General features: G+C 71.0%; 15 protein-coding genes. 4 read left to right on the top strand and 11 right to left on the bottom strand.

What is annotated here, in order from left to right:
• Positions 1 to 6: 6 nt before the first annotated feature.
• The 4 genes from recQ (at position 7) to V5F61_RS13685 (ending at position 3,975) form a co-directional block, all read left to right on the top strand.
• Positions 7 to 1,836, top strand: a complete 1,830-nt coding sequence (gene recQ / locus V5F61_RS13700; protein WP_393988553.1) for a DNA helicase RecQ — start codon at positions 7 to 9, stop codon at positions 1,834 to 1,836.
• A gap of 92 nt (positions 1,837 to 1,928) precedes the next feature.
• Entirely contained in the window at positions 1,929 to 2,216 is a 288-nt protein-coding gene (gene gatC, locus V5F61_RS13695; protein ID WP_393988552.1) for an Asp-tRNA(Asn)/Glu-tRNA(Gln) amidotransferase subunit GatC, read from the top strand.
• Positions 2,213 to 3,697: an Asp-tRNA(Asn)/Glu-tRNA(Gln) amidotransferase subunit GatA gene (gene gatA, locus V5F61_RS13690; RefSeq protein ID WP_393988551.1), complete on the top strand. Its 1,485-nt coding sequence runs from the start codon at positions 2,213 to 2,215 to the stop codon at positions 3,695 to 3,697. The genes gatC and gatA overlap by 4 nt, the downstream gene beginning before the upstream one ends.
• On the top strand, positions 3,685 to 3,975 hold the full coding sequence (locus tag V5F61_RS13685) for a chorismate mutase (protein ID WP_393988550.1): 291 nt from the start codon (positions 3,685 to 3,687) through the stop codon (positions 3,973 to 3,975). The genes gatA and V5F61_RS13685 overlap by 13 nt, the downstream gene beginning before the upstream one ends.
• A 418-nt stretch (positions 3,976 to 4,393) precedes the next feature.
• Here V5F61_RS13685 and V5F61_RS13680 read toward each other — a convergent pair whose 3' ends face one another.
• The 11 genes from V5F61_RS13680 to moxJ all read right to left on the bottom strand — a co-directional run bounded on the left by V5F61_RS13680 (position 4,394) and on the right by moxJ (position 13,461).
• Positions 4,394 to 5,335, bottom strand: a complete 942-nt coding sequence (locus V5F61_RS13680; RefSeq protein WP_393988549.1) for a YncE family protein — start codon at positions 5,333 to 5,335, stop codon at positions 4,394 to 4,396.
• A complete protein-coding gene (locus tag V5F61_RS13675; protein WP_393988548.1) occupies positions 5,332 to 5,904 on the bottom strand; it encodes an SRPBCC family protein in 573 nt (190 codons plus the stop codon). Before V5F61_RS13675 ends, V5F61_RS13680 begins: the two co-directional genes overlap by 4 nt.
• Entirely contained in the window at positions 5,901 to 6,875 is a 975-nt protein-coding gene (locus V5F61_RS13670) for a vWA domain-containing protein (protein WP_393988547.1), read from the bottom strand. The genes V5F61_RS13675 and V5F61_RS13670 overlap by 4 nt, the downstream gene beginning before the upstream one ends.
• A complete protein-coding gene (locus tag V5F61_RS13665; protein WP_393988546.1) occupies positions 6,875 to 7,468 on the bottom strand; it encodes a hypothetical protein in 594 nt (197 codons plus the stop codon). The genes V5F61_RS13670 and V5F61_RS13665 overlap by 1 nt, the downstream gene beginning before the upstream one ends.
• Complete coding sequence (locus tag V5F61_RS13660; RefSeq protein ID WP_393988545.1) at positions 7,465 to 8,535, bottom strand: vWA domain-containing protein; 1,071 nt, start codon at positions 8,533 to 8,535, stop codon at positions 7,465 to 7,467. Before V5F61_RS13660 ends, V5F61_RS13665 begins: the two co-directional genes overlap by 4 nt.
• The gene (locus tag V5F61_RS13655) at positions 8,532 to 9,422 is read right to left on the bottom strand and encodes a nonribosomal peptide synthetase MxaA (RefSeq protein ID WP_393988544.1); all 891 of its coding nucleotides are present in this window, start codon (positions 9,420 to 9,422) and stop codon (positions 8,532 to 8,534) included. Before V5F61_RS13655 ends, V5F61_RS13660 begins: the two co-directional genes overlap by 4 nt.
• 25 nt (positions 9,423 to 9,447) lie before the next feature.
• Positions 9,448 to 10,317 (bottom strand): DUF58 domain-containing protein, encoded by an 870-nt coding sequence (locus V5F61_RS13650; RefSeq protein ID WP_393988543.1) that lies wholly within the window; start codon positions 10,315 to 10,317, stop codon positions 9,448 to 9,450.
• Positions 10,314 to 11,363 carry an AAA family ATPase gene (locus tag V5F61_RS13645; RefSeq protein WP_393988542.1) on the bottom strand — a complete coding sequence of 350 codons (1,050 nt, stop codon included), beginning with the start codon at positions 11,361 to 11,363 and terminating at the stop codon, positions 10,314 to 10,316. Before V5F61_RS13645 ends, V5F61_RS13650 begins: the two co-directional genes overlap by 4 nt.
• Before the next feature lie 197 nt (positions 11,364 to 11,560).
• Positions 11,561 to 11,839, bottom strand: a complete 279-nt coding sequence (locus V5F61_RS13640) for a methanol dehydrogenase [cytochrome c] subunit (RefSeq protein ID WP_393988629.1) — start codon at positions 11,837 to 11,839, stop codon at positions 11,561 to 11,563.
• 41 nt (positions 11,840 to 11,880) lie between these two features.
• The gene (moxG, locus tag V5F61_RS13635) at positions 11,881 to 12,510 is read right to left on the bottom strand and encodes a cytochrome c(L), periplasmic (RefSeq protein WP_393988541.1); all 630 of its coding nucleotides are present in this window, start codon (positions 12,508 to 12,510) and stop codon (positions 11,881 to 11,883) included.
• A gap of 42 nt (positions 12,511 to 12,552) precedes the next feature.
• Positions 12,553 to 13,461, bottom strand: a complete 909-nt coding sequence (gene moxJ, locus V5F61_RS13630; protein WP_393988540.1) for a methanol oxidation system protein MoxJ — start codon at positions 13,459 to 13,461, stop codon at positions 12,553 to 12,555.
• Positions 13,462 to 13,551 lie beyond the last annotated feature (90 nt).

Below are 13,551 nucleotides of genomic sequence, written 5' to 3'. Positions count from 1 at the left end.
TCCGCCATGGCCAGCCCAGTCCAGCCCTCGCCCGAACCTCTCCACGTCCTGCGTCAGGTCTTCGGCTACGACGCCTTCCGCGGCCCGCAGCAGGAGATCGTGGAGCACGTCGTCGCCGGCGGCGACGCCCTGGTGCTGATGCCCACAGGCGGCGGCAAGTCGCTGTGCTATCAGGTTCCGGCGCTGGTGCGGCCGGGCACGGGCATCGTGGTGTCCCCGCTCATCGCGCTGATGCACGATCAGGTGCAGGCGCTGCGCCAGCTCGGCGTGCGGGCGGCGGCACTCAATTCCGCGCTCCCGCCGGGGGAGGCGCGGCAGGTGGAGCGTGCCCTCGCCGCCGGCGAGCTCGACCTGCTCTATGTCGCGCCCGAGCGGCTGCTCACCGACTCGTTCCTGAACCTGCTCTCCGGTGCCCACATCGCCTTGTTCGCCATCGACGAGGCGCATTGCGTGTCGCAGTGGGGGCACGATTTCCGGCCCGAATACCGCCAGCTCACGGTGCTGCATGAGCGCTTTCCGGGTGTGCCGCGGGTCGCGCTCACCGCCACCGCCGACGTGCCGACCCGCCGCGAGATCGTGGAGCGGCTGTCGCTGGAGGAGGGGCGGGTGTTCCTCTCCTCGTTCGACCGGCCGAACATCCGCTACCGCATCGTGCCCAAGAACAACCCGAAGGCCCAGCTCCACGCCTTCCTGAGGGAGCACGAGGGCGAGGCGGGGGTCGTCTACTGCATGAGCCGCGCCAAGGTGGAGGCCACCGCCGAGATGCTGGCGACCCAGGGCCTCACCGCGCTGCCCTACCATGCCGGCCTCGACACCGACACCCGCGCCCGCCACCAGGACCGCTTCCTGAAGGAGGAGGGGGTGGTGATGGTGGCCACGGTGGCCTTCGGCATGGGCATCGACAAGCCGGACGTGCGCTTCGTGGTGCATCTCGACCTGCCCAAGAGCATCGAGGCCTACTACCAGGAGACCGGCCGCGCCGGCCGCGACGGCCTGCCCTCCGAGGTGCTGATGCTCTACGGGGTGGAGGATGTGGCGAAGCTGATCCAGTTCGTCTCCGCTTCCGATGCGCCGGAGGCGCGCAAGTTCGTGGAGCGGCAGAAGCTCGATGCCCTGCTCGGCCTCGCCGAGACGGCGCAATGCCGGCGGCAGGTGCTGCTTTCCTATTTCGGGCAGACGCTGGCCGAGCCCTGCGGCAATTGCGATACCTGCCTCGACCCGCCCAAGACCTTCGACGGCACCGAGGCGGCGCAGAAGCTGCTCTCCTGTGTCTACCGCACCCGCGAGCGCTTCGGCGCCGGCCACGTCATCGATGTGCTGCTGGGCCAGAGCAACGAGAAGGTGCTGAAATTCGGCCACGACCAGCTCACAACCTTCGGCATCGGCAAGGACTTCTCGCGGGATGAATGGCGCGCCATCGTGCGCCAGCTCGTCGCCATGGGCCTGCTGGCGGTGGACGTCGAAGGCCACGGCACCTTGACCCTCACCGAGAAGTGCCGCCCCGTGCTGCGCGGCGCGGAGCGCGTGGAGCTGAAGGTGGAGGTGCGCGCCAAAGCGGCCCGCGCGGCGCGCGCCGCCGCCGGCCAGCGCCCGCCGCGGACCGCGCTCTCCGATGCCGGCGACGAGGGCCTGTTCCAGCGCCTGAAGGCGCTGCGGCTGGAGCTGGCCCGCGCCCAGGGCGTGCCGCCCTATGTGATCTTCCACGACGCCACGCTGATGGAGATCGTCCGCGCCCGCCCGCACTCCATGATGGATTTCGGCGCCATCTCCGGCGTCGGCGAGGCGAAGCTCGCGCGCTACGGGGCGCAGTTCCTGGATGTGGTGCGGGAGGGGTAGGTGCGCTGCGGCGGATGCGAGCGGCTGGGGCTTTACCCTTCCACCGCGCCGGCCCCCTTGCTATAGCGGCCCTCAGCTTTTGGGAGCGTCATATGTCCGTCGATCAGGCGACCGTCCGCCGGGTGGCCCATCTCGCGCGCATCGCGGTGCGCGACGAGGAGCTTGGCCACCTCCAGAATGAACTCAACGCCATCCTCGACTTCGTGGAGCAGCTGGCCGATCTCGACGTCTCCGGCGTCGAGCCCCTGACGGGGGTGGTGCCCCTGGAGCTGCCCATGCGCGACGACGTGGTCACCGACGGCCACTATCCCGAAAAGGTGCTCGCCAACGCGCCGGATGCCGAGGGCGGCTTCTTCACCGTGCCGAAGGTGGTGGAATGACCAATCTGACCCAGCTCACCCTCACCGAGGCCCGCGAGGGGCTGGCCGAGGGCGAATTCACCTCCGTCGAGCTCACCGAGGCTTACCTCAAGGCCATGGCGGAGGCGCGCCACCTCAACGCCTATGTGCTGGAAACGCCCGAGATCGCGCTCAAGATGGCGCAGGAGAGCGACGCGCGCATCGCCTCCGGCGACACCGGCCCGCTCGAGGGCATCCCGCTCGGCGTGAAGGACATGTTCTGCACCCAGGGGGTGCGCACCACCGCCTGCTCCAAGATCCTCGAGAACTTCGTGCCGCAGTACGAATCCACCGTTTCCGCCCACCTGTGGCGCGACGGCGCGGTGCTGCTCGGCAAGCTCAACAACGACGAGTTCGCCATGGGCTCGTCCAACGAGACCTCGTCCTTCGGCCCGGTGGTGTCGCCCTGGCGCCGCGATGGCGACCAGGCGCCGCTGGTGCCCGGCGGCTCGTCCGGCGGCTCGGCTTCGGCGGTGGCGGCGTTCCTGTGCGCGGGCGCCACGGGCACGGACACCGGCGGCTCCATCCGCCAGCCGGCGGCCTTCACCGGCACGGTCGGCATCAAGCCCACCTACGGGCGCTGCTCGCGCTGGGGCATCGTGGCGTTCGCCTCCTCGCTGGACCAGGCGGGCCCCTTCGCCCGCTCGGTGAACGACGCGGCGCTGCTGCTGCGCTCCATGGCCGGCTACGACCCCAAGGATTCCACCTGCGTGGACCGGCCCGTGCCGGACTACCAGCAGGCGGTGGGCGCCTCGGTGAAGGGCAAGAAGATCGGCATCCCCCGCGAGTATCGCATGGATGGCATGTCCGACGAGATCGACGCGCTGTGGCAGCAGGGCGCCAAGTGGCTGGAGGATGCCGGCGCTCAGGTGGTCGACATCTCCCTGCCGCACACCAAGTACGCTTTGCCGGCTTATTACATCGTCGCCCCGGCGGAAGCCTCCTCCAACCTCGCGCGCTATGACGGCGTGCGCTACGGCGTCCGCGTGCCCGGCAAGGACGTAGTGGAGATGTACGAGAACACCCGCGCCGCCGGCTTCGGCCCGGAGGTGCGACGCCGCATCATGATCGGCACCTATGTGCTCTCGGCCGGCTATTACGATGCCTATTACCTGCGCGCCCAGAAGGTGCGCACCCTCATCAAGCGTGACTTCGACAACGCCTTCGCCGCCGGCGTCGATGCGGTGCTCACCCCGGCCACGCCCTCTCCCGCCTTCGGCATCGGCGAGAAGGTGAAGGCCGATCCGGTGGAGATGTATCTCAACGACGTCTTCACCGTGACGGTGAACATGGCCGGCCTGCCGGGCATCTCGGTGCCTGCGGGCCTCTCGGCGGATGGCCTGCCGCTGGGCCTCCAGCTCATCGGCCGCCCGTTCGAGGAAACCACCCTGTTCTCCCTCGCCGAGGTCATCGAGGAGGCGGCCGGCCGCTTCCCGGTGGAGGACCTGTGGTGGCGGGGCTGAACGAGGCTCCGCCCGCCCTGGAGGAGGCGCGCCGCCGCATCGACGAGATCGACGCGCGCCTCATCGCCCTCCTGGTGGAGCGCTTCGGCGTGGTGGAGGGCGTGGTGCGCATCAAGCGCGAGGCGGGCATCCCCGCCCTGCTGGTGGATCGGGTGGACGAGGTATTGGCGCACGTGGAAGCCCTGGGCCGCGCCGAGGGGCTGCCTGACGGCGTGGCTCGCGCGGTCTGGCGGGCGCTGATCGACGAGACCATCGCCTATGAGGATCGCCACCTGTAGGCGGCATCGAGCAGGGGCGCCTTTCATGGGGCAGATTCCGCGGGCGCTTGGTGCGCCGCCCTGTTCCGTCGTGAGAATGGGGACGAACGCTCGGGCGTGGCGCGGGGATGGCGCATCGGCCGAGTTCCGCCCGGAGCGGCGCTCTCCTTCGTGGGCAAGGCCCTCGCATCCCCTCGGCTCCCTTCTTCAGTGCTCCGGGACGGCGAATGCTACCGCCGGCTCCTGCGCCCGGCGCGGGGGCGCGCGGCGTTTTGTGCGCTGCAACATCGGGCCGCCCTCATATATCCTTCGTGCCACGGGGGGCGACGGAGCGTGCGGATGCAGACGGTCGTCACCATCATGCTGATCGGGATCGTGATGATGATCGCGATCGCGGCGCTGGATCGGCCGCAGAGCTGATCCCCCATCGTCGGCCTGCTCAGGGCAGGAGCGCGAGGCCGCGCGGCCCCTTGCAGACGGAAATCCGATCCGCGACGCGAAACGCGTCAAGATCGACGATAATTATTTTGTCGGCAAACCAATCCGTCACATAGGCGCGGCGCCTTTCAGACTCTATCTGTACTGCTTCGGGCGAGCCCCCCACGCGCAACGTGCGGCTGGATACAGATTTGTCGGCTAATAGAAGTGTCAGGCTGCCCGACTGCTGGTTGGCCACCACCACTTCTCTGGTGCGCGGATCGCTGGCGACGCCATAGGGCATGCGGCCGACCGGCTCGCGCGTGGAAATTCTCTTCGCCTTGTCGATCTCCACCAGCTCCCCGCTGCGCACGCTCACCACGCGGAGCCGGCTCGGGTCGTCGGCGTCGTCGAAGGCGTAGGGTCCTTCCCCAGCCGGTACCGAGGCGACGTGCGCGAAGGTCGCAAGGTCGATGACGCTGACGGCACCGCTTTCCCGGTCGGCGCTGTAGAGCTCGCGTCGTCGTCCGTCGATAGCGAGCCCGGCGGGCGCGCGTCCCACCGCCACGCGTCCTGTTTCCGCGAAGGTCTTCGCATCGAGCCGGCGCACGCGATCCGCGCTCCAGTCGCCCACATAGAGCGAGGTTCCGTCCGGATCGGCCACGATGCCGAACGGCTGGCCGCCGACGGGCGCGGAAGCCGTCACCTCAGCCCGTTCGATGTCGATCCGCGTTACCAGCCCGGCATCGGGGTGGGTGACATAGGCGCCGCCGCCGGGGGCGAGGGCGATCGCCGCCGGGGCCCTGGGCACCGGAATGCCGCGGGCGGCGGCAGGTGCGTCGGGGTCCACGATGCGCACCTCGTTGCCGCCCTGGCACACCACCAGCAGCCGCGCGGCGGAGGCCGGCTCCCAGGCGAGCACACAGAGCAACAGGCCGGCGACGGCCGTGCCTGCGCGGCTCATCGGCCGGCCGGGGCCGCGCTGCCAGCCACGCGGCTCTCGGCCTTGGTCTTCAGGCCCTTCAGCCCATGGGCGAAAAAAGAGGACATGGCGGTGGTGGCGGCCTCGTCGTTCAGTTCGTCGGGCGGGAAATTGCTGGTGTCGCCACGGTAGAGCCGCGCCGCCCATTCCACCTTGCTCCTGCCGCCACCAGCGTCGTCCACCGTAAGCGTCGCGGTGTAGAAGCTCACGGGAAACGCCTCCACATTCTCCTTCGAGAGACGGTAGGCGATGCGGCGCGCGGCGGGGTCGATCTCGTCCAGCCCGTCGGTGATCTCGCCCTTCTCCAGCACCAGCACCCGTTCCGCGCCGGGCTCCCTGCCGGTGGCGCTTGCCGCCTTCACGTCCGGATGCCAGGAAGCGATGGCACCGAAGTCGCCCAGCAGCTTCCACACGGCTTCCGGCGGGGCATCGATCACCATCGTCTCCTCCGCCTTCTGGGGGGTTGGCCCGTGGGCGTGGGCGGGCAGGCCAACGAGGACGCAGGCAAGGGCGCACCAGAGGGCGAGGCGGCGTGAGGGGCGGGCGGTCATGGCGAGGCTGTCCTCCTGTGGCGAAGCGAAAGAACGAGGGGCGCCCCGTAGATGCCGGCAAGCAAAGCCAGGGCGAGCGCGGCGGGCACGGGCGCGAGCGCGCGGGTGGCGGCGACCGGCCGGGGCCGGGCGGCCGTCTCCAGCGCCTCCAGCAGCGTTCCGGCCGGGCGCAGCGGCGTGTAGGCGAGCCCGGTGGCCGCGGCGAGGGCGCGCAGATGATCGGGCCGCATGGCGCTCAGGTGCTCCTCCCCGGCGGCGCTTTCAGCGCCCCAGGGGGCGTTGCGCGGATGCCAGCCTTCGCGCGCATCGGCATTGTCCGGCGGCGGGCCGTGCCGGTTCTCCTGGGGCACGTCGGCGGGGCCGTAGAAGCCCGCCTCGCGCCCGAAATTGTCGAACCGGGGAATGGGCGCCGGCAGCGGGCCGCCGACCCCGACGAGGAGGCCGCCCACCCTGCCGCGTTCGCCGGAGAACGGCGGGATGCCGGAGTGGGGCAGGGGCGGCGCCTCTTGTCCGTCAGTGAAGAAGATAAGGTCGGCATCAAGAGGCGTGGCGAGATCGATGGCGGAATAGAGCCCGCGCGCCACATAGCTGTCGCCCTCCCAGGCCATGCGCCAGGAGAGGGCGGCTATGGCGCCGTCGAGCGGGGCGAAATCGGCGCAGGTGTCGATGGGCTCGAACAGCAGGAAGCTGCGCCGCTCCGTGAAGATGCCGAGCCCGAGCCGAGAGCCGCAGGGCAGCCGCGCGGCGAGGTCGCGCAGGGTGGATTTCACCGCCTCCAGCCGCGAGGCGGGATGCCCGCCTTCTCCCGCGTCGCGCACGTTCATGGAGCCGGTGACATCGACGATGGCCACCAGGCGATAGGCGCTGCCGGGCGCCGCCATCGGCGGCACGAGCAGCGCCACGAGGGCGAGGAGAAGGGCGGTGCCCAACGCGAGCGCGCGCGGGTCGGCGTGGCGGAGAGGGGCGGGCATCAGGGCAACCCCTTGGGCAGGCCGGGAAGGTCCGTCCACACCCGCTTCGGCGCCTGCTGCGGCTCGTCCTTCGGCTCCCGGTCGAGCTCCGGGAAATCGCGCACGAGGCGCAGCGCCACGTCCAGGTTGTACTTGGCGTTCCAGAACTCCGGCGCGCGGGCGAGGGCCGCGCGATAGGCGGCCTTCGCCAGCCGGACCTGGGGCACGGCGGGATCGATCTCCATGCGCTCCAGATGCGCGATGGCGCGGGCGAGCCGCGCATTGCCGAGGTCGTAGAGCCCGGCCACGGCCAGGGGGCCCTGGTCGCGGCGGGCGAGAAGGTCCACCAGCGGCTGCGCCTCGTCCAGCCGGTCACGCACCATGAGGAAGTGCGCGCGCGCCAGCAGCAGGCGCGGCGCCGCATCGGTGTTCACTGGCACGTCGCGGCCGGCGGCAAGCGCGGCGATGTTCGTATTGCCACGCATGTGGGTGGAGAGCCGCAGCCCCAGCACCACGAGCGCGGCGAGCGCCGCCAGAATCACGAGCGCGAGCATAGCCCGCAGGGCGTGCCGCGCGGGCCGGCGCCATGCGGGAGCGGCGGATGCCGTCGTCATGCCGTGGTCCTCCCGTGAGGGGGCGTTCCCACCGTTGGCAGGCGGGCATCGAGCCGACGCTCCGCGAGCTTGGCGGCGGTGAGGAAGGCGAGGGCGCAGGCGGCCGCCGCGTAGCAGGGCCCGGCGAGGTCCCGCCGCGCCACGCGCTCGGCGTAGAGCACGGGCCGGCTCTCCTGTCGGTCGATCTCGGCGATGGCGTCGGCCACCGCCTGGGGGTTGCCCGCCTCGAACGCGCGATAGGGCACGCCGAGGCTGGCGAGGAAGATGTTCAGGTGGCGCTCGGGCATCACCTGCGGCGTGTCCTCGCCGGGGGCCTCGGGGCGGTCGAAGATGCCGCGCGCGCCGGCGGTGCGCAGGAACAGCCAGTAGAGCCGCACCGGCCGCCGCTTCAGGGCATCGCGCACGGCGGCCTGCACGTGCGGGTCGATGAGGGCCGCGCCGTCGGACACCAGCAGCACGGCGTCGTTGCCTTCGGCCGGCTCGTCCCGGAAGGCCTCCAGCGCCAGCGCCAGGCCGCGCCCCACGTCGGTGAGCGCGAGCCCCGGCCGATCGATGGCGGCGATGGCGGCCGCCACCGCATCGCGGTGGTCGCTCGGCGGCAGCACCGGCATGGGCGAGGTGGAGAAGGCGGCGACGCCCATGCGGTCGGCGGGCCGGCGCGCGAGGAATTCCGTGAGCAGGCGCTTGGCGGCGGCGGATTTCGATTCCTCGCCCTGCCCCGGCTGCCGGTTGGCGAAGGTGGTGTCCATGCTCGCGGAGCGGTCGAGCAGCAGCATCAGGTTCGCGCCGCTGCCGATGCGGGTGATGCTCTGCGCCCTGCGATGCAGCCCGGCAAGGCCCAGCACCAGCGCGCCGATGGCCACCACGCCGGCCGCCTTCAGCGCGAGGCTTGCCGCGTTGGAAAGCCCGTCGCGCGGGGCGAGCGCGAGGCCGGGTGTCATGGCGCCACGAAAGGGGCCGGCGAGCAGCGGCAGCAGGCAAAGCGCGAGCATCAGGAGCGCCAGCGGGTGGTCCACGGCGAGGCCGGTTCCGAGGTCGTCGGCCCATCCGTCGAAGCCCGCCGTCATGCCGCGCCCTCCGCGATTCGCGCGGGCCCCTGCCGCTCCGCCTGCGCGAGGCGGGTGGCGAGGGCGATAAGCTCCGGTGGCGAAAGCCGCGCCATGGCCGCCTCGGCGCCCGCCCCGAAGAAGGCGATGCGCGAGGCCTCGAACAGGCGCGCCACGTCCGCCTGCCGCTCCGCGAGATGCGGCGCTCGGGAGAGGAAATCGGCGATGTCCTCCGCCAGGAGGCGGCGGCCGGCGGTTTCATCGAAGGCGCGGTGCAGGGCGACGAGAGCGGAAAGATAGGCCGCCGCATCCTGTGGCGCGCCCGGCCTGCGGATGGCGCGTGCCGCCGCATCGAACGGCCGGCGACGACGGCAGAAGGGGCGCCAGCCCCGCGCCACCGCCAGCCCCGTTCCCGTCAGGGCCAGGACTGCCGCCGCGAGCCCCGCCCGTTCCGCCTCGGGGCGAAGGGGGAAGGGCGAAGGGGGAATGTCCGGTTGCAGGGCCAGCGGGTTGCCGCCGGTGCTCGGCGCCAGCTCGCGCAGGGGCGAGGTGACAAAGCGGAAGGGCGGCACGATCAATTCCCGCCGTGCCGCGGCGTCGCGGACGGTGAGTGTAACGGCCGGGATCTCCAGCGCGCGAGGTTCCAGCGCGGCGTAAAAGCTCTGGTAGGTCATCCGCAGGCGAAAGGGTCCCTCGGTCTCGGCGGTCGGTGCGGGGGTGACATCCACGGCCACGAGGTCGAGCCAGCTCGAAACGCGGTGCGGCTGCGGCACGCTTGCGGGATCGAGGCGCGTGCCGGGGTCGAGACGGATCAGCGCTTCCAGGGTGAGCGTGTCGCCGAGCACGTAGCCGAAGGCGCGCGGGGTCCGGACGGTGAGGTCCGCCGCCGCGACGACCGGCGCCAGCACCAGAGCCCCTGAAAGGGTGAGCGCCCTAGCGGCGCGCGAGATGGTCGAGCAGCGCATCGGGGTCGAACCGGTCGACGAGGTGGAAGGGCGCGGCGCCGCGCGCCGCGAAGAGGGCATCGAGCGCTGCGCGCCGTGCCGCGGCCTGCGCCTGCCAGCGTGCACGCAGGCGCGGATGCATCACCACAAGGCGGCGGCGGCCGGTTTCCGCGTCCTGAAGGTCGAGGAGGCCGAAGGGCGGCAGCGCGTTCTCCGCCCGGCTGTCGCGCGCCACCACGGGGATGATCTGGTGCCGCCAGAGAGAATCAAGCACGGCGGTGATGTCCGCCTCCGGCATCAGGAAATCGGAGATGAGAAACACGAGTGCGCGGCCGCGCGGCAGGTGCTCCGCTGTCGCGGCGAGGCCCCGGCCGCTCGCTCCCGCGCAGGTGGCGGAGGCGATGCGGGCGCGTACCTCGCCGGCGAGGCCCCGGCGGCGGGTGGGGGGAATGTGCAGCTCCGGCCGCGGCGCGGCGTCGGCAGCGAGGAGGCAGAAGGCGTCGCCGCAGGCATGGGCGGAGGCGGCCACCGTGGCCGCGAGCTGCGCCACCTCGCTGCGCACGCCGCCGAAGCCCATGGAGCCGGACAGGTCCAGCATCACGGCCACCGTGGCGGCGCGGCGGGGGGCGAAGGCGCGGGCGTGGATCGCCTCGAACGGATCGTGCAGGCTGGCGCGGATGTCGATGCGGCGGGGGTCCGCCTGCGCCAGCAGCGGCACGAGGCCCTGGAACAGCCCTTCCCCGCCGCGCCCGGCGGCCGGGTGCGCGCCGGGCGCCTGCCCGCGCGGGCGCCAGCGCAGCGCATAGGGCAGCACGGGAATGGCGCGCGGATCGCTGTCGGCCGGGGCGGTGCCGGTCATGGCACCGGCACCGTCTCGAAGGCGGCGCGGCAGAGCGCGCCCGCCAGCATGTCCCGTCGCATCTCGTAGACCGGATCGAGGAAGATGCGGTGGGCCATCACCTCCGGGAACACGGCGCGCAGGTCCTCCGGCACCACCATGTCGCGCCCTTCCAGCCAGGCGCGCACGCGCGCCGCGCGGACCAGGAAGGAGAGGCCGCGCGGGCTCGCTCCACCCTGCACCAGGCGCTCCATGCGCACCTCTGGCAAAGTGATGCCGGCCTTGTGCGGCGCGCGCACCGCATCCCACAAGGCGATGGTGTAGTCGGCGATGGCGGGGCTGGCGTGCACGCTCTGCTGGATGAGGCGGGCGACGGCGCCGAGGCGGCGATGGTCCAGCAGGCCCTCGCCCACCTCGCCGATGAGCCGGTCGGTGTCGTGGAAGCGGGGATCGAAGATGAGCGCGCGGCGGGCCTCGCGATCCTCCGGCATCGCCACCTGTACCTCCATGAAGAAGCGGTCCCGGGCGGCGGCGGGCAGCTCGAAGGTCTCTTCCCGCTCCACGCGGTTGCGGTCCGCGAACACCTGGAGGTGGGGGAAATGCTCGTCCCGGCCGAAGGCGGAGACGGAGCCTTCCGCCATCAGCCGCAGCAGCAGGGAATGCACCTGCGGCCGGGCGCGGTTGATCTCGTTGAAGAAGAAGATGGAGAGGTCGGCTCCGCGCTTCAGCAGCGGGCCGGGATCGATGCGCGGGCGGCCGTCGTCGGCAATGCGCGCGTCGTAGACGAGATCCGTGGGCATGAGGTCGATGGTGCCCTCCACCCGCGCATAGGCGCCGCCGATGGCGCGCGCCATGGCGCGCAGCAGCGTGGTCTTGCCCACGCCCACGTCGCCCTCCAGCAGCACATGGCCGCGCGCGAAGACGGCGATGGCGAGGAGGCGGATGACCCGCTCCTGCCCCAGCACCACCTTCCCCACCTCGCGCTCGAAGGCGCGGGCGCGGGAACGCCATTCGGTGAGGGTGGCATCGGTGCCGGCGGCGGCGTCCATGTCCTGGTCGGTTTCCATGTCCGTTCTTGTCCCGCATGCTCCCCGCGCAGGCTGAGCGCGGGAAAAAAGGCGCAGCCGGCCGGGGCGGAAAGGTCGCGAGGGACCTGCTCGCACTCCGGCGGGCCGCGCCAGTTGGCCCACCATCCATCGGAGGATTGCCCGGCAGAAAATGTTCAGGCTTCTGCCCTGCTGGTGGGGGTCGGGCGCGGCGGTCGTCAGTTCGTGGGGATCTTGCTCACGTCGTAGACGAACTTGCCGGTCTTCTGGAAATACTCGACGCGCTTCTTGTTGCGCTCCTCCATCGCGGCGATGGACTGGGACTGCTTGTTCAGCTCCGTCGGGCTGTGCTTGGGGTCATACTTCGAGCCCGCGACCTTGTCGGGGTAGCCGGGCTTCGGCTCCCAGCAGTCCCCCGGCGCGCGGCAGCTGGTGCCGTCGTAGGCGAAGGCGCCGGAGGCGGCGAGAACCGTGCCGGCGGCGGCGATGGCGGTCAGCGCCGGGCGGGCGAAGGCGCGGCGAAGGCGATGGAATTGGCTCACTGCTTGGTTCCTCCCGTTTCCGAATTGAGGCTAGCCGCGGTGGCGGCGCTCGCCTTGCACACCGGCGCCTGCTCAATGGGCGGGGTGTGATCGTTGTGTCCGTCGAAGGGCTTGAAGGCGGCGCGCTGCGCGGGGGTGAGCCAGATGGCCTCCTGCGGGTCGTCCTTGTAGACGTGGCGCACCCAGGCCATCACGTGCAGCATGTCGTCCAGGGTGAGGGCACCGTACATGGGCCCCATCTGGCCGTTGGCGCCGCCGAAGATGGTTTCGAACAGGCCCTGGTCGGTCATGTTCTTGGGATAGGTCCAATAAGCGTCGTTGAGGCCGGGCCCGATCTTGCCCTCGCCATAGTGGCCATGGCAGCCCGAGCACATGGAGAGAAACAGGTCCTTGCCCTTGGGCAGGCAGCTCTCGTTCTCCAGGTAGATGTTCTTGCCGGTGGCGAGGAACACCTTCACTGCCTCGGTGTCGCGCCCTTCCGGCGGCGCCTCGGAAAGGTCCAGGGGCTGGCCGGTGATGGTGTGGGTGAAATTGAGCGTCGCCTGGGCGGTGATGGCGCAGCCGAGCACCGCGATGCTCGCGATGAGGCCTCGGGTGGCGAGCTTGATCCAGCAGAAGTCGCGCATGTCTTGAAACCGGAGCTTTTGGGGGCAGAAGCGGAAGCCGGGTCAGCTGTTGGGCTTCAGCAGGGGAATGCCTTCCTCGACCAGGATGGCGTCGATCTGCGGCCGTGCCTTCACCAGCGCCGCGTCCACCTCTTTCAGCAGCGCCTCGTCGCCTTTGCGCACCGCCACGGACTGGTCGTAGTGGAGCGGAATGGGGGTGCCGTCGAAGCGGGAGAGGTCGGTGGTCGCCACCGTCATGCGCAGGGGCACGGGGGAGGCCTTCACATAGCGCGCCACCTCCGGAGCGAAGGCGAAGGCGATGTCGGCGTCGCCCTTCGCCACCTCGCTCACCATGCGCTCGCCGGGGATCTCCACATACTGGTTGCGCGGCGAGCGGAAGTTCACGAGGCCGTAGAGATAGGCCGCATTGTCCTCATACTTGCCGAGCTTCTTCAGCATGGTCTCGCCAGGCGAGTAGAAGCGGATGACGAACCGGCCGAGATCCTTGATCTGCTGGTCCTGCCAGTCACCGGTCGAGACGTTCCTGTCGGCCTTCGTCACGAATACATAGCTCGTGCGATAATAGGGCCTGGAGGAGAGCACGCGGGCATCTCCGGTATCCACGCCCATCACCACGTCGCACAGGTTCTTGTCGAGCCCGTCGCGCACCTGGTAGATGGCCGGTTTTCCCGACCAGACGAACACCGCCTCGCGGCCCATGGCCTGCGCGAGCACCTTGGCGATGCGGTTCTCGAAGCCCTCGCCGCCTTTCTGGGAAAAGGGCGCCTCCACCTCGGAGGCGCAGATGCGCAGGGTGCCGGCGGCGGCCTGCGCCACAGTGGTTTCGGTGGTCTTGGCCTCGCCCCTGTCATTGGTCGGAGCGAACTGGGCGGCCACCGTCGCGGTGGCGGCAAGCGCGGTGCCGAGCACGACGGCGAGGGCGGTGCCGGTGGAAGATGCGATACGGGGCATGGACGCCTCCTCGTGAGGTTCGCCTGCGCCAGTGGCCGCGGGGCCGGCGCTGCGGAATGTGACGCGAGAGGGACCGGCCGCCGCCGAGGG

It is taken from the genome of Xanthobacter sediminis (assembly GCF_043195015.1).
Taxonomy (GTDB): Bacteria; Pseudomonadota; Alphaproteobacteria; order Rhizobiales; family Xanthobacteraceae; genus Xanthobacter.
This window is presented reverse-complemented; position numbering and strand designations above follow the sequence as displayed.